Genomic DNA, 19,307 nt, shown 5'->3' on the forward strand with positions numbered 1-19,307 from the left:
CCGGTTCCGGGCGGCGGGTTGAGGGCCACCCGGGGGTTGAGCGAGTTTCAGCCGTTCGCCGGATCGGCGAGACGGGAGCGGCCGACCGGGGGCCGCTCGCGCCAGAGCTGGAGGCCGATGTCCACGAGCTCGACGCGTGCGAGGTCGGGGACGGCGTCGAGGGGATGCCAGGCGGCGAGGTCGGTGGAGCCGCCGGTCTCGTTGCGCAGGGCGCCCCCGGTGACACGGCTCTCGTAGATGATCCGGAGCCCCTGGAAGTCCCCCGGACCTGCGAACCGGCGAAGCCAGCCCCGGCGGATGGAGTCGATGCCGAGCAGGGCCACCGGCTCGGTGACGTACCCCGTCTCCTCCTCGACCTCGCGGACGACGGTGTCGACCGGCTCCTCGCCGTGGTCCATCCCGCCGCCGGGGAGGGTCCACCGCTTGGCGCCGGCGCTGTCCACCCAGCGGGCGAGGAGTATCGCGTCGTCACGGACACACACGGCGTAGGCCGCCACCCTCAACTCCTGCTTCATGCCCTGAGGTTAGAACCAGTACGACGGGTACGTCCGCCCCGCCGCCCGGGCACCCGCGAAGCCGACGGCGACGAGCAGGACGCTCGCGAGGGCGAGCAGGGAGAGGAAGCTCCAGAACGGCGGATTCTGGAGGGTGACGATCACGGCCGTCGCCGCGGCGGGCGAGTGCGGGGTGCGGGCGGCCATCATGACGCCGAGCGCGAGGCCGCCGGCGAGCGCCGCGCCCCACAGGCCGGGCCCCGCGACGAGCAGCACGGCAAAGCCGGTGAGCGCGGAGAGAAGCTGGCCGCCGACGACCGAACGGGGCTGGGAGAGCGGCAGGTCGGGCGCCCCGGCGACGAGCGCCATGCTGGCCGCCAGGGGCGGGATCAGCAGGGGCTGGTGCAGGACGGTGCCGAGCGCGACGAGGGCGAGGAGCGCCGCGACGCTGACGGAGGTGGCCGTGGCGACGGCACGGGGGTGGGGGCGGGCGGGGGCGGAGGGGCGCGCTGATGCGGAGGCGGATGGCATTCAGGAGTCCAGGGGTGGGTTGGCGGGCGAGAACTCGGGGCGGGACCAGCGCAGGGGACTGGCGGTCGGGGTCTCGACCGTCCGCTCGATACGGAAGCGGGCGGTACGGACTCCGCCGGGGCCGTACGTCGTGTGGGCGCGGCCGGTCAGCTGAAGCGTGGTGCCGGTGTGCCAGTCGAGGAAGAGCAGTCCCGCGCGGCCGTCGGCCTCCAGGTTGCCGAGGGTCAGGAACATCGCGTTGCCGGGATAGTCCCGCCAGCTCAGTTCGGAGGGCGAGTCGACCCGGACGAAACCGGGGTTGCCGCCGCGGTGGCTCGCGTCCGCGCCGTCGGGGGCAACGGTCGCGATGAAGAAGGTGTCGGCGGCGCGGACGAAACGCTCCTGGTCGGGGGTGAGCGCCGTTCCGTTGTGCGGGGCGCCGGGCGGGGTGGTCGCTTCGGGCGCGTACAGCTCTCGCTTCTGGAGGTACTTCGGGCAGTTGGAGAAGACCTGCTCCGCCTCGACGGTGAAGCCGCGGGCGCTGGGGCGGGCGATGCCGTTGAGGCGCATGCGGCGGCGGGTGCGGGGGTCGAGCGCGATCGTTCCCACCGGGGCGCCGTCGGGGGCGGGGAGGGGCGCGGCCACGGAGATCGTGTGCGGGCCCGTCGCCCGGACGAAGCCGGGTGCGCCGGTCAGGAGGGTGCTCCAGACCTGACCTTCGGCGTCGGCCGCCCCGAGCACCAGCATGGGCTGGAGTTCGAGGAAGGCGGCGGCGATGGGGCGGATGCCGGGGGTGATGGAGGGGGCGATGTGGGCGGCGAGGTGGCGGACGCCGGCCCTTTCCTGGACCGCGAGGGAGCCCTGGTTATACGGGTCCATGTCCTGGAGGTCCTTTCGTGTACGGGTCCGGGGGTCGGGGCGAGGGCCCTTGGCGCGGGCAGCGCGTTCGTGGGTTGTGCCCACCCGTTCCGCCCTGCGGAACGATTGCCCACAACGGGGGCGGCCTCTAGAAGAAGCCGCAGGTCGGGGCCGATTCAGTCGGAGCTTCCGCGCCCTCCGCGCCCGTTTTGGCGTAGATCTCCAGGCGGGTGCCGTCCGGGTCGTGGAAGAAGATGCCGCCGGAGACCCCGCCCTCGGCGTGGGGGACCACGCCCTCGTAGGCGAAGGACGTGCCGCGCTCCTTCAGGGCCGTCTCCGCGGCCCTGACCCGCTCGATCGACTCGGCCTCGAAGGCCAGGTGGTGCAGGCCCGCCCGGGTGGACGCGTACGCGCCCTCCGCCTGCTGCCACAGCGTGAGGACGAGCTGTCCGCCCCGGCCCAGGAAGGCGTGGCGCCGCCCCTCCTCCTTGCCCTCGCCGAGCACCTCGAAGCCGAGGACCTCCCCGTAGAAGTCGAGCGAGCGCTCCAGGTCCGTGACGTTGAGTCCGATGTGGCCGGTGTTCAGCGTTCCGATCGCCGACATGGCGGTTCCCCTCTCCGAGTAACTAACCTCTTAATTCGACATTAGAGGTTAGAGGCTCGGTCGCGCAACCGGTCACGTAATCTTGAGGGGTTAGTTCTTCGAGGAGGGCGTCCGTCATGACCGTTTCCGACCCGCGGCCCCTGCTCGGCGAGCCCGTCTCGCTCGACCTGCTCAACACCCGCTGGATGCTGGACGGGGTACGCCAGGACCTGCTCACGGACACCGAGGGCCTGGCCATCTGGCTCGCCGCGAACGGGCTCGACGAGCGCTTCGCCGCCGACGCGGCGACCCTGCGGCACACGGTCGCCGCCCGTGACGCCCTCGCCGGCATCGTCGACCTCCCCGGCGACCCCTCCGCCGTCGCGCGCGTCGACGCCGTCCTGGGACACGGCCGCATCCGCGCCACCCTCACGCCGGAGGGTCCGGGTGAGGAGCCGGAGTTCGAGGACGCCGCCTGGGGGCCCGGCTGGACCGCCGCCCGCGACTACCTCGATCTGCTGCGCACCGCGCCGGACCGGATCCGGGCCTGCGCCCACGAGGCGTGCATCCTGCACTTCTTCGACACCTCGCGGAACGGCACGCGGCGGTGGTGCTCGATGACGAAGTGCGGCAACCGGGCCAAGGCCTCGCGTCACTACGCCCGTACAAAGGACAACTAACCGGCGGTAGAGGGGAGTCGACTCGCCCCGTTCCGTCCCGTTACGCTCCCTGTGGCGCATCGCGCGCGGTGGCGGATGTGTGCCACGGCCGTAAACCGCCCCCGGCAACTCTCCACAAACCCCTGTCTCTTGCGAAAGGCTGAGCGGTCATCCGGTACCGAAATCCGGACCCTCTTCTTTCACAAACAGGGATGTAAATGACCACCCCCGAAACCCAGAGCTCCATACCCGGGCGCTCGACCTCCGGGCACAGACGCGCGGCCCGTATCGCGGCCGCCGCCGGACTCGTGACCGCGCTCATCGCGGCCGGTGCCGCCCCGGTCCTGGCCGCCGACGATCCGGCGACGACCACTCCCCCGGTGAAGTCCTCCGACTCCGCCGACAAGCTCGGCCCGACGGACGCCCAGCGCCTGACCGAGGCCGAGGCGTCCGGCGAGAAGAACGTCACGATCCTCGTGGCCACCGCCCCCGGCTCCACCGAGCAGGTCGCCGGCCAGCTCGACGCCGTCCAGGGCGCCTCGGTCGGCAGGCAGGACGACAAGCTCGGCTACGTCCGCGCCACGATCCCGACCGGCAAGGCGGACGCCGCCATCAAGGCGGCGACCAAGCTCTCCTCCGTTCAGTCGATCGACCTCCAGGCCGAGATCAAGCTGGACGACCCCACCCCGGACGCGGGCGCCGCCACCGGCGGCGTCGAGGGCACGACCGTCACCACGACGTACCCGGCCCCGGGCAAGAACACCCCGGCGAAGAACCCGTACAACCCGTCCCACGAGACGGGCGCGGTCGAGTTCGTCGAGGACCACCCCAAGGCGGACGGCCGCGGCGTGACCATCGGCGTCCTCGACTCCGGTGTCGACCTCGGCCACCCGGCCCTGCAGAAGACCACCACCGGCGAGCGCAAGATCGTCGACTGGGTCACCGCCACCGACCCGCTGACCGAGGGCGACGCCACCTGGCGCGCCCAGGTCACCCCGGTCACCGGTCCGGTCTTCACCGCGGCCACCCAGAGCTGGAAGGCGCCCGAGGGCTCCTACCAGTGGAGCCGTTTCAGCGAGTCGATCACCGCGGGCGGCGACCCGGCCGGTGACATCAACCGCGACGGCGACACCACCGACGTCTTCGGGATGCTGTACGACCCGGCCGCCGGCACCGTCCGCGTGGACACCGACCAGAACAACGACTTCACGGACAACGCGCCGATGAAGCCGTACAAGGACGGGTACCAAATCGGGTACTTCGGTACCGACAACCCGGCCACCGAGGTCGTCGAGAAGACCCCGTTCGTCGTCGAGATCCGCAAGGACGTCGCGATGGACCCGCTCGGCGGCAGCTGGGTGGGCCAGAAGCGTGACTTCGTCAACATCGGCCTGACCGAGTCCTCCCACGGCACGCACGTCGCCGGCATCACCGCCGCGAACAGCCTGTTCGGCGGCAGGATGAACGGCGCCGCGCCCGGCGCGAAGATCGTCTCCTCGCGCGCGTGCACGTGGACCGGCGGCTGCACCAACACCGCCCTGACCGAGGGCATGACGGACCTCGTCGTCAACCGTGGCGTCGACATCGTCAACATGTCGATCGGCGGCCTGCCCGCGCAGAACGACGGCGACAACGTCCGCGCCCGCCTCTACACCCGGCTGATCGACCAGTACGGCGTGCAGCTGGTGATCTCGGCCGGCAACTCCGGCCCGGGCATCAACACCATCGGCGACCCCGGCCTGGCCGACAAGGTCGTCTCGGTCGGCGCGGCCATCTCCAGGTCGACCTGGGCCGCCAACTACGGCTCGGCCGTCACCAAGTCGTACGCCATGTTCCCCTTCTCCTCCCGCGGCCCGCGTGAGGACGGCGGCTTCACCCCGACCATCACCGGTCCGGGCTCGTCCGTGAACACCATCCCGACCTGGCAGGCCGGCTCCGGCGTGCCCGAGGCCGGCTACACGCTGCCCGCCGGTTACGGGATGCTCAACGGCACCTCGATGTCCTCCCCGCAGGTCGCGGGCGCGAGCGCGCTGCTGCTCTCGGCCGCGAAGCAAAAGGGTGTCACGGTCTCGCCGCTCACCCTGCGCACCGCGCTCACCTCGACCGCGAAGCGGATCTCCGGGGTCAAGGCGCACGAGCAGGGCTCGGGTCTGATCGACATCAACGAGGCCTGGGACTCGATCCTGGACGGCGCGACCGCCCACGACTACAAGGTCGAGGCCCCGGTCGACACGGCGATCTTCCCGGCCCCGCACACCGGCACCGGTGTGTACGACCGTGAGGGCGGCCTCAAGGCCGGCCAGAAGAAGACGTACGACGTCACCGTCACCCGGACCTCCGGCCCGGCGTACGGCGTGCGGCACGAGCTGAACTGGAAGTACAACGACGGCACCTTCCGGGCCGCGACCGCGTACGACCACATCACGCTGCCGCTGAACAAGCCGGTGACCGTGAAGGTCGAGGCGCTGCCGCGCACGGCCGGTGTCCACAGCGCCATCCTGGAGCTGGACGACGAGCGCACCGAGGGCGTCGACAAGCAGATCCTGTCGACCGTCGTGGTCGCCAAGGACCTGACCGCTCCCGGCTTCGCGACCTCCGCGTCCGGCACGGTGCAGCGCAACAGCCACGCGTCGTACTTCGTGACCGTGCCGGAGGGCGCCAAGACCCTCGAGGTCGCCCTCGGCGGCCTGAAGGCGAAGAGCCAGACCCGGTTCATCGCGATCCACCCGTACGGCGTGGCCATCGAGTCCACGGCGTCCACCGCGTGCTACCCGCACTACAACCCGGCCAACACCTGCCGTCCGGACCTGCGTTCGTACGCCAACCCGACGCCGGGCGTCTGGGAGATCGAGGTCGAGTCGCGTCGCACCTCGCCCGATCTGGACAACCCGTACAAGCTGGACGTCTCGGTGCTCGGTGCCGACTTCGATCCGGCCGTGAAGACCGTCGCCGAGGCGAAGGTCGGCACGCCGGCCGCCGTCGAGTGGACCGTCACCAACAAGTTCGCCGCGATCGACGGCAAGCTGAAGGGCGGCTCGCTGGGCTCGGCCAAGGTCGAGACCCCGACGATCAAGCACCACGAGCAGCAGACGAAGACCGTCACCATCGGTGAGGGTGTCGAGCGGCTGGACGTGGCGATCGGCAACACCTCCGACAAGGCCGCCGACCTGGACCTGACGGTCCTGCTCAACGGCAAGCAGGTCGGCCAGGCCGCCGACGGCGACTCGGAGGAGGCCGTCTCGCTGGTCAAGCCGGCCGCCGGTACCTACACCGTCGTGATCGACGGCTACTCGGTCCAGGCCGAGGGCGGTACGACCTTCGACTACCGTGACGTGTACTACTCGGCGGCCCTGGGCAGCGTCCAGGTCGACGCGTCCAAGAGCTACCCGCTGGCCAACGGCGCGAGCGCCACGGTCGGCGCCGAGGTCCTGGTCGCCGGTGCCGCGCCCGAGGGCCGGCAGTTCTTCGGCGAGGTCCAGCTGCTGAACGCGCGCGGCACGGTCGCGGGCTCCGGCAGCGTCGTGATCGGCAGCGTCACTCCGTAGTACCCCGTGACGCAGTACCCCGTGACACCGCTGTACGCGTGAGGGGCGGGCGCCGGAACCGGTGCCCGCCCCTTCCGCGTCCCGATCCCCGGACAATGGATTGGACAAGGCGGGCCCGGTCATACGCATCATGGAGGGCAGCAGCCTGCACAAACGTACGGAGGAACCCCGTGAAGGTCGGAATCGTCGGAGCCACCGGTCAGGTCGGCACAGTCATGCGCACCATCCTGGCCGAGCGAAAGTTCCCGGCCGATGAGCTGCGGCTCTTCGCCTCCGCCCGCTCCGCCGGCACGGTCGTGGACGGGATCACGGTCGAGGACGCCTCCACCGCCGACTACACCGGACTGGACATCGTCCTGTTCTCGGCCGGTGGCGCCACCTCCAAGGCCCTCGCCGAGAAGGTCGCCTCCCAGGGCGCGGTCGTGATCGACAACTCCTCCGCCTGGCGCCGTGACCCCGAGGTCCCGCTGGTGGTCTCCGAGGTCAACCCGCACGCGATCAAGGACCGTCCCAAGGGGATCATCGCCAATCCGAACTGCACCACGATGGCCGCGATGCCGGTCCTCAAGCCGCTCCACGAGGAGGCCGGCCTCACCGCGCTGATCGCCACCACCTACCAGGCCGTGTCCGGCTCGGGTGTCGCGGGCGTCGCCGAGCTGCGCACCCAGGCGTGCGCCGTCGCCGAGCAGGCCGACCAGCTGGCCTTCGACGGCGAGGCCGTCGCCTTCCCCGAGCCGAACGTCTACAAGCGTCCGATCGCGTTCAACGTGGTCCCGCTGGCCGGCTCGATCGTCGACGACGGCTCCTTCGAGACCGACGAGGAGCAGAAGCTCCGCAACGAGTCCCGCAAGATCCTGGAGATCCCCGAGCTCAAGGTCTCCGGCACCTGCGTGCGTGTCCCGGTCTTCTCCGGACACTCGCTCCAGGTCAACGCCCGCTTCGAGCGTCCGATCAGCGTCGAGCGCGCCTACGAGCTCCTGAAGGACGCCGAGGGCGTCGAGCTCTCCGAGATCCCGACCCCGCTCCAGGCGGCCGGCAAGGACGCTTCGTACGTCGGCCGCATCCGCGCGGACGAGACCGTCGAGAACGGGCTGGCGCTCTTCCTGTCCAACGACAACCTGCGCAAGGGCGCCGCGCTCAACGCGGTGCAGATCGCGGAGCTGGTCGCGGCGGAGCTCCGCCAGGCCTGATCGGGTGCGACACACGCGGGGGCGGCCGGCATCCGGCCGCCCCCGCGGCGTTTCCCGCGGCGTCCCCTGGTCTCGGCCCGGCGACCCGTCGAAATTCGGACAACGCGTTCGAAGCCGGGATCCGGGATGACAGGATCCGCGCATGACCCAGATACCGAAGGGTGCCAACGTCGCGGTGCCCTCCCAGGTCCTCCAGGTCGCCGTGGCCTGGCAGGTCGTGCCCGGGGCGCCCGAGGTGGACGTCTCGGCGCTGTTGCTCGACGGCGGCGGGCGGGTGCGGGGGGACACGGATCTCGTCTTCTACAACCAGGTCGATCACCCCTCGGGCGCGGTGCGGCATCTGGGCAAGTCGGCGCCGGGCGCGCCCGGCAGCACGGCCGCGGACTGGCTGTGGCTGGACCTCGCGCGCGTGGAGCCCGGTATCGACCGGATCGCGGTCGTGGCCTCCGCGGACGGCGGGGCCTTCGGACAGGTGCCGGCCCTGGACGTGCGGGTCACGGACGTCACGGGCGCACCGGTGGCGTACTTCCCCATCGGGGACGCGACGACGGAGACGGCGTTCGTCTTCGGCGAGTTCTACCGGTGTGCGGGCGGCTGGCGGTTCCGTGCCGTGGGGCAGGGGTACGCCTCCGGTCTCGCCGGCCTCGCGACGGACTTCGGCGTCGTGGTGGAGGCCCCGCCGCCGCCGATCCCGGGCCCGGGCTACGTCACCCCCGCCCCGGCGTACGGTTCCCCCGCGGCCCCGTCGTACGGCTTCCCGGCCGCCCCGCCGGCTCCGCCGGTCCCGTCGTACGGCTCTCCCGCGGCCTCGGCGTACGGATCCCCGACCGTCCCGGCAGCCCCCTCCGCTCCGTTCGCGCCACCCTCCCCGGCGGCCCCCGTCGCCCCCGTCGCCGACGTCGACCCCTTCTCCTCCTCCTTCCGCCCCTCCGTCCACCAGGGCCGCGGCAAGGAGACCGTGCGGTGCGACCCGTCCCTCCCCCCTGGCTGGGCCCTCCTGGAGATCGAGTCGTACCACTCGATCTCCACCACGATCGAGTCCTGCGACGCGTACGGCCGGGCCGAGGACTTCCTGCTCATGGCGTACGAGGACGACGTCCGGGCCCGTACCGTCGCGCTCGTCCCGCGCGGCCGGCCGCTGACGCTGCGGGTCGACGCCGACACCCCCTGGACGCTGCGGGTGCTGCCTCTGACACACGCGCGCCGTTTCGACAGCCACATCGAGGGCCTCGCGCACGATCTCGTCGTCTACGACGGACCGCCCGGTGTCCTCGACTTCTTCCATCACGGCGAGTCCAACTTCACCGTGCATCACCACACCCCGCCCCGCGAGCCGGAGTACGACGCCGAGGACCAGGACATGTTGGTCAACGAGATCGGTGAGGTCCGTGTGAGCGCGCCCGTCTCCGGTCCCGGACTGCTGCGGATCAGCGGCGACGGGCCGTGGAAATGTGCGGTGCGTCGCTGAGCCACGCCGTGGAAGGATGAGCCAAACGTCACGAAACCGAGGAGTTGACCGGGTGCCTGGCACAAACCTGACCCGTGAAGAGGCGCAGCAGCGGGCGAAGCTGCTGACCGTGGACGCGTACGAGGTCGAACTGGACCTCTCCGGTGCGCAGGAGGGCGGCACCTACCGGTCCGTCACCACCGTCCGCTTCGATTCCGCCGAGGCCGGTGCGGAGACCTTCATCGACCTCGTCGCCCCCGCCGTGCACGAGGTCGTGCTCAACGGGCACGCGCTGGACGTGGCCGCCGTCTTCCGGGACTCGCGGATCACGCTCAGGCACCTGCACCAGGGCCCGAACGAGCTGAAGGTCGTCGCGGACTGCGCGTACACGAACACCGGTGAGGGCCTTCACCGGTTCGTCGACCCGGTCGACGACCAGGCGTACCTCTACACGCAGTTCGAGGTGCCGGACGCCCGTCGCGTCTTCGCCTCCTTCGAGCAGCCGGACCTGAAGGCGACCTTCCAGTTCACCGTGAAGGCGCCGAGCGGCTGGACGGTGATCTCCAACTCGCCGACGCCGGAGCCCAAGGACGACGTATGGGTGTTTGAACCCACCCCGCGCATCTCGACGTACATCACCGCGCTGATCGTGGGCCCGTACCACGCCGTGCACTCCTCCTACGAGAAGGACGGGCAGGTCGTCCCGCTCGGCATCTACTGCCGCCCGTCGCTGGCCGAGTTCCTCGACGCGGACCACATCTTCGACGTCACGCGCCAGGGCTTCGACTGGTTCCAGGAGAAGTTCGCGTACGACTACCCGTTCGCCAAGTACGACCAGCTCTTCGTCCCGGAGTTCAACGCGGGCGCGATGGAGAACGCGGGCGCGGTCACCATCCGCGACCAGTACGTCTTCCGCTCGAAGGTGACGGACGCGGCGTACGAGCGCCGGGCCGAGACGATCCTGCACGAGCTCGCGCACATGTGGTTCGGCGACCTGGTCACCATGGAGTGGTGGAACGACCTGTGGCTGAACGAGTCGTTCGCTACCTTCACCTCGGTCGCCTGCCAGGCCTCCGTGGAGGGCACCCGCTGGCCGAACGCCTGGACCACCTTCGCCAACGCGGAGAAGACCTGGGCGTACCGCCAGGACCAGCTGCCGTCCACGCACCCGATCATGGCCGAGATCAACGACCTCGAGGATGTGCTGGTCAACTTCGACGGCATCACCTACGCGAAGGGCGCCAGCGTCCTGAAGCAGCTGGTCGCGTACGTCGGCCAGGACGAGTTCTTCAAGGGCGTGCAGGCGTACTTCAAGGCGCACGCCTTCGGCAACACGCGTCTGACGGACCTGCTCGGCGCCCTGGAGGAGACCTCCGGGCGTGACCTGAAGGCATGGTCGAAGGCGTGGCTGGAGACGGCCGGCATCAACATCCTGCGCCCGGAGATCGAGACGGACGCGAGCGGTGTCATCACCTCGTTCGCCGTCAAGCAGGAGGCCCCGGCGCTGCCCGTCGGTGCCAAGGGCGAGTCGATCCTCCGCCCGCACCGGATCGCGATCGGCTTCTACGACCTCGACGAGAGCGGCAAGCTGGTCCGTACGGACCGGGTCGAGCTGGACGTCACCGCCACCGAGCTGACGCCCGTGGCGCAGCTGGAGGGCAAGGCCCGTCCGGCGGTCGTGCTGCTCAACGACGACGACCTGTCGTACGCCAAGGTCCGGCTCGACGAGGTGTCGCTGGGGAACGTCACCGCGCACCTCGGGGACTTCGCCGAGTCCCTGCCGCGCGCGCTGTGCTGGGCCTCGGCCTGGGACATGACCCGTGACGGCGAGCTGGCCACCCGCGACTACCTGGAGCTGGTGCTCTCGGGTATCGGCAAGGAGAGCGACATCGGCGTCGTCCAGTCGCTGCAGGGGCAGACGAAGGCGGCCCTGGAGCTGTACGCGGCGCCGGAGTGGCGCGAGACGGGCCTCAACCGGTGGACGGAGGCGACGCTGGCGCATCTGCAGGCGGCCGAGCCGGGCAGCGACCACCAGCTGGCCTGGGCCCGCGCGTTCGCCGCGACCGCCCGCACGCCGCAGCAGCTCGACCTGCTCGCCGCGCTCCTCGAGGGCAACGAGACGATCGAGGGCCTGGCCGTGGACACCGAGCTGCGCTGGGCGTTCGTGCAGCGGCTGGCGGCGACCGGGGTGTACGACGAGCCGGAGATCGCGGGCGAGCTGGCGCGGGACAGGACCGCCGCGGGCGACCGCCACGCGGCGACCGCGCGGGCGGCCCGTCCGACCGAGACGGCCAAGGCCGAGGCGTGGGCGTCGGTCGTGGAGTCCGACAAGCTGGCGAACGCGGTGCAGGAGGCGGTGATCGGCGGCTTCGTGCAGACCGACCAGCGTGAGCTGCTCGCCCCGTACACCGAGAAGTACTTCGCCTCGATCAAGGGCATCTCGGAGACCCGCAGCCACGAGATCGTCCAGCAGATCGTGGTGGGCCTCTACCCGACGATCCAGGTCTCGCAGGAGACCCTGGACGCCACGGACGCCTGGATCGCGGAGCACGAGCCGGCTCCGGCGCTGCGGCGTCTGGTGACGGAGTGCCGTGCGGGCGTCGAGCGCGCGCTGAAGGCGCGGGCGGCGGACGCGGCAGCCGCCTAGCGGCCCGGGAAACGCACGACGAAGGGGCACCCTCCCCCGTGGGGGTGCCCCTTCGTCGTGTCTGAGGTCCGCCCGGCGGACGGGCGTCGGCGCGCGGCCGCTCCGCCGGGCGGAAGCTGTGCGTCGGAGGTGTCAGCCGCCGAGCGCCGCGTAGCGGGCCCGCAGGTCGGCCGCGCCCTGCTCCGTGAGCGTGCCGTGCAGCCGCATCCGGGCGACGCCGCCGTCGGGGAAGGCGTCGAGTCGGACGTGGGTGACGACGGCCTGGGCCGGGAGCTTGAAGCGGTGCAGGGTGTCGGGCTGGAGCCGGGTGCGCGGGATGATCTCGAACCACTCCGCGCCGGCGGAGGGATCGCCGTTGCAGCCCTGGAGGGCGATCCAGCCGGCCGAGTTGCCCTTGAGGTAGGCGGTGTCGATCTCGACGGCGCGTACGGCGCCCTGGGCGGCGAGCCGGAAGCGGACCCAGTCGTTGGTGCCGCGGACCCGGCGGCGGCGGTTCTCCCAGCCGTCGTCCATCTTGCGGGAGGTGCCGGGCAGGATGATCTGGGTCGGCGAGGAGTAGAACCGGTCCGACGCGTCCTCGTACACGCCTCCGTTGAGTACGGAGACCAGGTCGAGGGTGCCGAGCAGCTCCAGCCACTCGGGGTCGGGCACGACCTCGCCGTGGACCCGCAGGCGGGCGATGCCGCCGTCGGGGTGCTGGCAGAGGCGCAGATGGGTGAAGCGGCGCTCGACGTCGATCTCGAAGCCGTTGGCGGCGTGGCCGCGGACGGGGGTGGGCGGGACGATCTCCTCCCACTTCACGTCGTCGGCGAGGAGCTGCTCGGGGCTCGGGGACCCTTCGACGGCGGTGGCCTGGATCGACACCCGCTGCGGGTAGTTGCCGCGGAAGTGGGCGGTGTCGACGATGATCCCGCGGATGACGCCGGGGGCGCCGAGGCGGACGATCGCCCAGTCGTGGTCCTCGGGGGCGGGGAAGACGTTCTCGGCGTCGGCGCCACGGCGGCGGCGGGTCTCCCAGCCGTCCATGATCTTGCCCTTGTGGCCGAAGTGCTCCGGGTCGAAGACGGCGCGCTCGCGGACGAGGAGGTTCTCGCGCTCGGCGAAGAACTCGTCGTTGGCGGCGACGACGCCGGCGCCGAGACGGCGGTCGGCCAGGTCGACCAGCTCGGTGAAGGGGAAGTCACCGGTGCGGTAGTCGGCGTACGGGTCGCCTCCGCCGTACGGGGCGGCGTCGTTGGCGTGCGGGTCCTGGTCCTGGCTCGTCTCGAAGGTCATGCCGTGACTGTGCACCCGCGAGACCTGGTCGGTCCATCGAATGTTTTCGACAGATATTTTCAGCTCTGCTGAACAATGTCGCAGTCACTTCTACTGAACGGTTTCCCGCTGGGTGGCCGCCTGGCGGAGCGCGGCGAGCACCCGGGCCACCGCGATCCCCTCCTCCGCCCCGCGTCGTACCGCCGCGACGACATGGCGGCGCGGCTGATCCGCGGAGAGGACGCGCATGACGACTCCGGCGCGGCGCTCGGCGGAGGCCATCCGGGGCACCAGGGCAACGCCCATGCCCGCCTCGACCATGGCGAGGATCGCGGTCCAGCCGGAGGCGCTGTGGGCCTGTTCGGGCACGAATCCGGCGGCTTCGCAGGCGGCGGTGGTGATCTCGGACCACGGGCCGGAGCCGCCGAAGATCCAGGGCTCGGCGGAGAGGTCGGCGAGGCGCAGCCCGGGCGCGTCGGCCAGCGGGTGCCCGGCGGGCAGGGCGACGTCGAGGGGGTCGGCGAGGAGCGGGACCCGGCTGAACTTGGGGTCGCGCACGGAGGGGGCGTGGGCGGCGAGCGAGAGAGCCAGGTCGACGTCGCCGGCGGCGAGCAGTTCGTACGCCTCGGAGGCTTCCGCCTCGCGGATCCGGACGTCGAGCCGAGGGTGGGCGGTCCGCAGGTGCTGCACGGCGGGGACGAGGAGGGCGGGGACGGCCGTCGAGAACGCCGCGACCCGGACCTGTCCCACCTCACCGCGGAGATAACCGTCCAGCTCGGCGTCGGCGCGCTCCAACTGGGCGAAGACGGCCTCCGCGTGCCGGAGCACGAGATGCGCGGCGTCGGTGAGCCGGACCCGGCGCCCGTGCGCCTCCAGGAGCTGGACACCGAGCTGCTTGGCGAGGTTGGTGAGCTGCTGGGAGACGGCCGAGGGGGTCATGAGCAGGGTCTCCGCGGTCGCGGTGACGGTGCCGCGGTCGCGGAGGGTGCGGAGGATCTGGAGCTTCTTGATGTCCCACTCGGTCATGGGCGCAACCTATCGGGCCGTCCGCACGTGGTCGGACCGCTCATCCGCGGGCACGGGCGGCGCTCGCCAGCGCCACACCGCCCAGGATGAGCGCCATGGACGCGCCGCCCGCCGCCCCCAGCTCCTCGCCGAGCAGGACGTACGAGAGCAGGGCCACGCAGACCGGCTGGAGGTAGTAGACGACCCCGGCGCGGGCCGCGCCGATCAGGGCGATGGCCTTGTTCCAGGCGAAGAAGGCGAGGGCGGAGGAGAGGACGCCGACGTAGACCAGCGGGCCGACTGTGCCGAAGGAGGGCTCGAAGCCGCCCTGGACGGCGAGGCTGACGCCGTACGCCGGAAGGAGCATCAGCGCGCCGAGCACGAAGGTCGCGAAGAGGAAGACGGGACCGCCGAGTTCGGCCGGGCGGCGCTTGAGCAGGGCGCTGTACGAGGCGAAGCTGACGGCCGCGGCCAGCATCCACAGGTCGCCCGCGGCGAGGGAGGTGGGCAGCGCGCCGTTGCCGACGAGGAGCAGCACGCCGACGCAGGCGATCATCATGCCGGTCACGCGCCGGGCGCCGAGCCGGGCGCCGCCGAGCCTTTCGTACAGGGCCATGAGGACCGGGGAGGCGGCCATGATCATGCCCATGTTGCCGGCCGAGGTGGTGAGTCCGGCCTGGTTGACCAGGGTGTTGTAGACGGTGATGCCGAGCAGGGCGGAGAGGGTGACGAAGCCGAGGTGACGGCGGATCACCCGGCGCTGCCGCCAGGTCGCGCGGGCCGCGAAGGGCGCGACGGCCAGGATCGCGACGATCCAGCGCCAGAACGCGGCCTGGACGGGCGGGACGGAGTCGTGCAGGGCGCGGGAGGCGACGAAGCTGCCGGACCAGACGACCGTGGCGACGAGCGCGAGCAGAGCGCCGAGGCCGGCCCCCCGCGCGAGGTTCTTCGCGGTGGCCGGCTCGTCGGTCGTGCTCGGTTCGGTGCGGACGCGGTCCAGGAGTGCCACGGTGATCCCTTCGGTCGGTGTGGCTCTACCGTCGCACCGAGGAAACCTCCAGGTCCATCGAAAGTTCCTGACCATTCCTTTCAGCTGAACTGAACGATTGGGTCTTCCTGGAGGCGCGAGTACGGGGGTTCAGCTGGCCGAAGAGGGTGGCGCCGAAGGCGACGCCCATACCGGCGAGCTGTACCGGCCCCAGCGCCTGACCGAGCGCCACCCAGCCGATGACCGCCGCGGCGATCGGCGACAGCGGGCCGAGGAGGGTCACCGAGGAGGCGCTCAGCCGCTCGATCCCGCGGAACCAGAGGAAGTACGAGATCGCGGTGTTGCCGAAGGCGAGGTAGGCGTAGCCGAGCAGGCTGGTGGAGTCCAGGGCCGGCGGGGCACCTTCGACCAGGAAGGCGATCGGCAGGATGATCAGCCCGCCGGCGGTGAGCTGCCATCCGGTCAGTGCCAGCGCACCGACTCCCTCGGGCCTCCCCCAGCGCTTGGTGAAGACGGTGCCGGCCGACATCGACAGGGCGGAGAGAAGGCCGGCCGCGACGCCGACGAGGTCGAGGGCCGCGCCCGCCTTCAGAACGACGAGACTGACACCGAAGGCGGCGGCGATCGCGGTGAGCAGGGATCGCACGGTGGGGCGGTCGCCGAGGAAGAGAGCGGCCAGACCGACGACGAAGAGCGGGCCGACCGAGCCGACGACGGCCGCGACCCCGCCGGGCAGCCGGTACGCGGCGAGGAAGAGCAGCGGGAAGAAGGCGCCGATGTTGAGGCCGCCGAGGACCGCGGACTTCCACCACCAGGCACCCCGCGGGAGCTTGCGGGTGAGGGCGAGCAGCAGCAGCCCGGCGGGCAGCGCGCGCATCAGACCGGTGAAGAGCGGCCGGTCGGGCGGCAGGAACTCCGTGGTGACGAAGTAGGTGGAGCCCCAGGAGATCGGGGCGAGCGCGGTGAGGGCGACGACGGCGGCCTTGCGGGACATGGCAGGTCCCCCCTGATTCAGGACTGGTCCGAGTTGCTTGCTGATAAGTAGCTTAGCAGTAAGCTACTTATTGACAAGTGGCTTACTTGCCGCCGAGTCGATCGATCAGGAGACTGCCGTCATGGAAAGCACCGAACCTGCCGCAACTCCCGCGCACGACGCCGTCGACGCCATCACCGACCAGTGGGCGGCCGTCCGCCCCGACCTGGACACGCTGCCGATGGCCGTCTTCGGGCGGATCTACCGGCTGGCCGCCGCGATGCGCGGCCGGGTCGACAAGGCGTACGCCCCCTACGGGATGGCGCTCGGGGAGTTCGACGTGCTGGCGACCCTGCGCCGCTCGGGTGAGCCCTACACGCTCTCGCCTCGCGAGCTCACGGCGACGCTGATGATCACCACCGGCGGGATGACGGGCCGGCTGGACAAGCTGGAGAAGGCCGGGCTGCTCAGTCGCAGCCCCGACCCGAACGACCGGCGCGGGCTGCGGGTGACGCTCAGCGACCGGGGCCGCGAGCTGGTGGACCAGGCCGTGGCCGCCGGACTGGCCCAGCAGCGGGCGGCGCTGGAGGAGGCGCTCACGCCCGAGGAGGCGGAGCAGCTGGCCGGGCTGCTGCGCAGGCTGCTGGCGACCACGGCCGGGTGAACGCACACGAGGGCGCCGCGGCGGTACGTGCGTACCGCCGCGGCGCCCTCGTCGAGAGGCTGGGGCTCTAGGCCTTCTTGGACTTGTCGAGCACCATCACGAGACCGGCGATCACCAGGAACAGCACGATCGGCGCGGCCACGTACAGGCCGAGGGTCTCGACGACACTCAGCTTGGGGGCCGGGTCGTCACCGTCGTCGCGGGTGAGCGCGAGCGCGGGGGACGACATGAGCAGCATCATCAGCGTCGTACCGGCCGCGACAGCACCGGCGCGCAGGGCGTTCTTCTTGTCCACGGTGCAAACGTAGCGAACCCTCAAACGGGCCGCGCGTCCGGGGGTGCCGTACGGGACCCGGCAGCTGACCCGGCACCCGCCCCGGTGCCCGGCCAGGTGCCCGGCTCGGCACGGTGCTCCCCGAGGGATCCGAAGACCGAGAGGAGGCGGTGGAGCCGGGGCGAGGCGGCCAGCTCCTCCAGGCTCATCGGCTGGCCCTCCGGGCCCGCCACCGGCAACCGCCAGTTGGGGTACTGATCCCAGGTGCCGGGCAGGTTCTGCGGCCGCCGGTCCCCCACCGCGTCGGGCAGCCACACCCCGACCATCGCCGCCGGGGTGCGCAGCAGGAACCGGTGGACGGCCCGGACCTCGGCCTCCTCGTCGCCCGGGCCCTCCGGCAGCAGCCCGAGCCGCTCCAGATACGTGAGCCAGTCGCCCACCTCGGCCGCGTCGAGGGCGCGTTCCCGCCCGAGATCGCCGGTGAGCAGCCCGAGGCGGTGGCGCAGGGCGACGTGGTCGCCGGAGAGCCGGGCCGCGGTCGAGGGCAGGTCGTGCGTGGTGGCGGTGGCCACGCAGTCGGTGCGCCACTCCTCCGGGGCGAGGGGGCGGGCCGTGCCGGACCAGTCCCGCTCGAACCAGAGCACGGAGGTGCCGAGCACCCCGCGGCGCGCGAGCCGCTCGCGGACGCCCGGCTCGACGGTGCCGAGGTCCTCGCCGATGACGAGCGCGCCCGCCCGGTGGGCCTCCAGGGCGAGGACGGCGAGCATCGCCTCGGAGTCGTAGCGCACGTACGTGCCCTCCGTGGGCTCGCGGCCCTCGGGAACCCACCAGAGCCGGAACAGGCCCATCACGTGGTCGATGCGCAGCGCACCGGCGTGGCGCAGCAGCTCCCTCAGGAGGCCGCGGTACGGGGCGTAGCCCGAGGCCGCGAGCGCGTCCGGGCGCCAGGGCGGCAGGCCCCAGTCCTGGCCGCGGGCGTTGAAGGCGTCGGGCGGGGCGCCGACCGACATGCCGGCGGCGAAGGCGTCCTGCTGGGCCCAGGCGTCGGAGCCGTCCGGATGGACACCGACCGCGAGGTCGTGGACGATCCCGACGGCCATGCCCGCCTCCCGGGCGGCCTCGGCGGCGGCGGCGAGCTGCCGGTCCGTCAGCCAGGCCAGCCGGCAGTGGAAGTCGACCCGTGCGGTCAGCTCGTCGTCGGCGCGGACCACCGCGGTGGCGGAGCGGGGGTCGCGCAGCTCCTCGGGCCAGCTCCGCCAGTGGTGCCCCTGCCGCTCGGCGAGGGCGCAGTAGGTGGCGTGGTCCTCCAGGGCGCGACCGCGCTCGGCGAGGAAGTCGCGGTACTCCGCCCGTCTGCCGGGGCCGAGTTCCACCGTTTGCAGGAGCTCCAGGGCGCGCCGCTTGACGTCCCACACCGCGTCCCGGTCGATCAACGCGCCCTTGCGCAGGACCCGCTCGCGCAGTTCGGCGGCGTCGGCGAGGACGGCATCGCGTGCGTCGCGGTACTCGGGGGCCAGGAAGCCGTACTCGGGGATGTCCTCGATCCGCAGATGGACGGGGTCGGGGAAGCGCCGCGAGGAGGGGCGGTACGGGGAGGGGTCGGTGGGCGCCCCAGGCACCGCCGCGTGCAGCGGGTTGACCTGGACGAACCCGGCGCCGTGCGTCCGGCCCGCCCAGCTCGCGAGCTCCCGCAGGTCGCCGAGGTCGCCCATGCCCCAGGAGCGGCTGGAGAGCACCGAGTACAGCTGGGCGAGCAGGCCGAACACCCGCCGCTCGGGCCGGGGCACGCGCGCGGGGGCGACGATCAGCGTGCTCCCTCCGGCGCGCCCGTCGGGGGCCAGTGCCTCGACGCGGTGGACGCCGAGCGGCAGCGGCTGCCAGTCCGGGCCCTCCACCACCTCGCCCTCCTCGGTGGTGACGCGCAGCCGGGTGCCCGGCGGCAGGTCCTCCGGCGGGCGCACCGGGCCCTCGTCCCGCCACCGCACCAGCGTGGGCGGCAGCAACCGGTCCTCGGTGGCCCGTCGCGCCGCCCCGAGGGCGGCGGCGACCGCCTCCGGGGTGGTGGCGTCCACGTCGAGGGCGCCGAGCACGGCCACGACCGTGGCGTCGGGCACCTGGACGGTGACGCCCTCGGACGGCTCGTACGCGGTGGCGACGCCGTGGAGTTCGGCGAGGCGGGCCAGGGTCACTTCACACTCCAGAGGTCTGGGACGGTG

The 19,307-nt window shown here is 72.0% G+C and carries 16 protein-coding genes; 6 read left to right on the forward strand and 10 right to left on the reverse strand.

Annotated features, from left to right (window positions below; genetic code table 11):
* Nucleotides 1-47: 47 nt before the first annotated feature.
* The 4 genes from ACFYV5_RS20630 to ACFYV5_RS20645 form a co-directional block, all read right to left on the reverse strand.
* The gene (locus ACFYV5_RS20630; protein WP_355115471.1) at nt 48-515 is read right to left on the reverse strand and encodes an NUDIX hydrolase; all 468 of its coding nucleotides are present in this window, start codon (nt 513-515) and stop codon (nt 48-50) included.
* Between the two features lie 9 nt (nt 516-524).
* Nucleotides 525-1,025 (reverse strand): HPP family protein, encoded by a 501-nt coding sequence (locus tag ACFYV5_RS20635; RefSeq protein WP_389170309.1) that lies wholly within the window; start codon nt 1,023-1,025, stop codon nt 525-527.
* Complete coding sequence (locus tag ACFYV5_RS20640) at nt 1,026-1,883, reverse strand: pyridoxamine 5'-phosphate oxidase family protein (protein WP_389170312.1); 858 nt, start codon at nt 1,881-1,883, stop codon at nt 1,026-1,028.
* A 127-nt stretch (nt 1,884-2,010) separates the two neighbouring features.
* Entirely contained in the window at nt 2,011-2,466 is a 456-nt protein-coding gene (locus tag ACFYV5_RS20645; RefSeq protein WP_389170316.1) for a VOC family protein, read from the reverse strand.
* A 116-nt stretch (nt 2,467-2,582) separates the two neighbouring features.
* Here ACFYV5_RS20645 and ACFYV5_RS20650 point away from each other — a divergent pair, with 116 nt between their 5' ends.
* The 5 genes from ACFYV5_RS20650 to pepN all read left to right on the forward strand — a co-directional run bounded on the left by ACFYV5_RS20650 (nt 2,583) and on the right by pepN (nt 11,933).
* Nucleotides 2,583-3,125, forward strand: coding sequence for a CGNR zinc finger domain-containing protein (locus tag ACFYV5_RS20650; RefSeq protein WP_389170319.1), 543 nt, complete (start codon nt 2,583-2,585; stop codon nt 3,123-3,125).
* Nucleotides 3,126-3,322: 197 nt separating this feature from the next.
* Entirely contained in the window at nt 3,323-6,649 is a 3,327-nt protein-coding gene (locus ACFYV5_RS20655; RefSeq protein ID WP_389170322.1) for a S8 family serine peptidase, read from the forward strand.
* A gap of 170 nt (nt 6,650-6,819) precedes the next feature.
* Complete coding sequence (locus tag ACFYV5_RS20660; protein ID WP_389170326.1) at nt 6,820-7,839, forward strand: aspartate-semialdehyde dehydrogenase; 1,020 nt, start codon at nt 6,820-6,822, stop codon at nt 7,837-7,839.
* A gap of 142 nt (nt 7,840-7,981) precedes the next feature.
* Complete coding sequence (locus ACFYV5_RS20665) at nt 7,982-9,307, forward strand: TerD family protein (RefSeq protein WP_389170329.1); 1,326 nt, start codon at nt 7,982-7,984, stop codon at nt 9,305-9,307.
* Between the two features lie 52 nt (nt 9,308-9,359).
* Nucleotides 9,360-11,933 (forward strand): aminopeptidase N, encoded by a 2,574-nt coding sequence (gene pepN, locus ACFYV5_RS20670; protein WP_389170332.1) that lies wholly within the window; start codon nt 9,360-9,362, stop codon nt 11,931-11,933.
* Nucleotides 11,934-12,065: 132 nt separating this feature from the next.
* Here pepN and alc read toward each other — a convergent pair whose 3' ends face one another.
* From alc to ACFYV5_RS20690, 4 genes are all read right to left on the reverse strand, one after another.
* Nucleotides 12,066-13,208 carry an allantoicase gene (gene alc / locus ACFYV5_RS20675; RefSeq protein WP_389170335.1) on the reverse strand — a complete coding sequence of 381 codons (1,143 nt, stop codon included), beginning with the start codon at nt 13,206-13,208 and terminating at the stop codon, nt 12,066-12,068.
* A gap of 90 nt (nt 13,209-13,298) precedes the next feature.
* Nucleotides 13,299-14,213 carry a LysR family transcriptional regulator gene (locus tag ACFYV5_RS20680; RefSeq protein WP_389170338.1) on the reverse strand — a complete coding sequence of 305 codons (915 nt, stop codon included), beginning with the start codon at nt 14,211-14,213 and terminating at the stop codon, nt 13,299-13,301.
* 40 nt (nt 14,214-14,253) lie between these two features.
* Complete coding sequence (locus tag ACFYV5_RS20685; protein WP_389170341.1) at nt 14,254-15,201, reverse strand: DMT family transporter; 948 nt, start codon at nt 15,199-15,201, stop codon at nt 14,254-14,256.
* Nucleotides 15,202-15,226: 25 nt separating this feature from the next.
* Nucleotides 15,227-16,174: an EamA family transporter gene (locus ACFYV5_RS20690; protein WP_389170344.1), complete on the reverse strand. Its 948-nt coding sequence runs from the start codon at nt 16,172-16,174 to the stop codon at nt 15,227-15,229.
* A 121-nt stretch (nt 16,175-16,295) separates the two neighbouring features.
* Here ACFYV5_RS20690 and ACFYV5_RS20695 point away from each other — a divergent pair, with 121 nt between their 5' ends.
* On the forward strand, nt 16,296-16,817 hold the full coding sequence (locus ACFYV5_RS20695; protein ID WP_355115451.1) for a MarR family transcriptional regulator: 522 nt from the start codon (nt 16,296-16,298) through the stop codon (nt 16,815-16,817).
* 67 nt (nt 16,818-16,884) lie between these two features.
* On the opposite strand, the gene ACFYV5_RS20700 is transcribed toward ACFYV5_RS20695, so the two are convergent.
* Both ACFYV5_RS20700 and malQ read right to left on the reverse strand, forming a co-directional pair.
* Entirely contained in the window at nt 16,885-17,112 is a 228-nt protein-coding gene (locus ACFYV5_RS20700) for a hypothetical protein (protein ID WP_315893271.1), read from the reverse strand.
* A 20-nt stretch (nt 17,113-17,132) separates the two neighbouring features.
* Nucleotides 17,133-19,280: a 4-alpha-glucanotransferase gene (gene malQ, locus ACFYV5_RS20705; protein WP_389170349.1), complete on the reverse strand. Its 2,148-nt coding sequence runs from the start codon at nt 19,278-19,280 to the stop codon at nt 17,133-17,135.
* Nucleotides 19,281-19,307: the final 27 nt, after the last annotated feature.

The sequence above is a fragment of the Streptomyces sp. NPDC003035 genome, assembly GCF_042888285.1.
GTDB lineage: Bacteria > Actinomycetota > Actinomycetes > Streptomycetales > Streptomycetaceae > Streptomyces.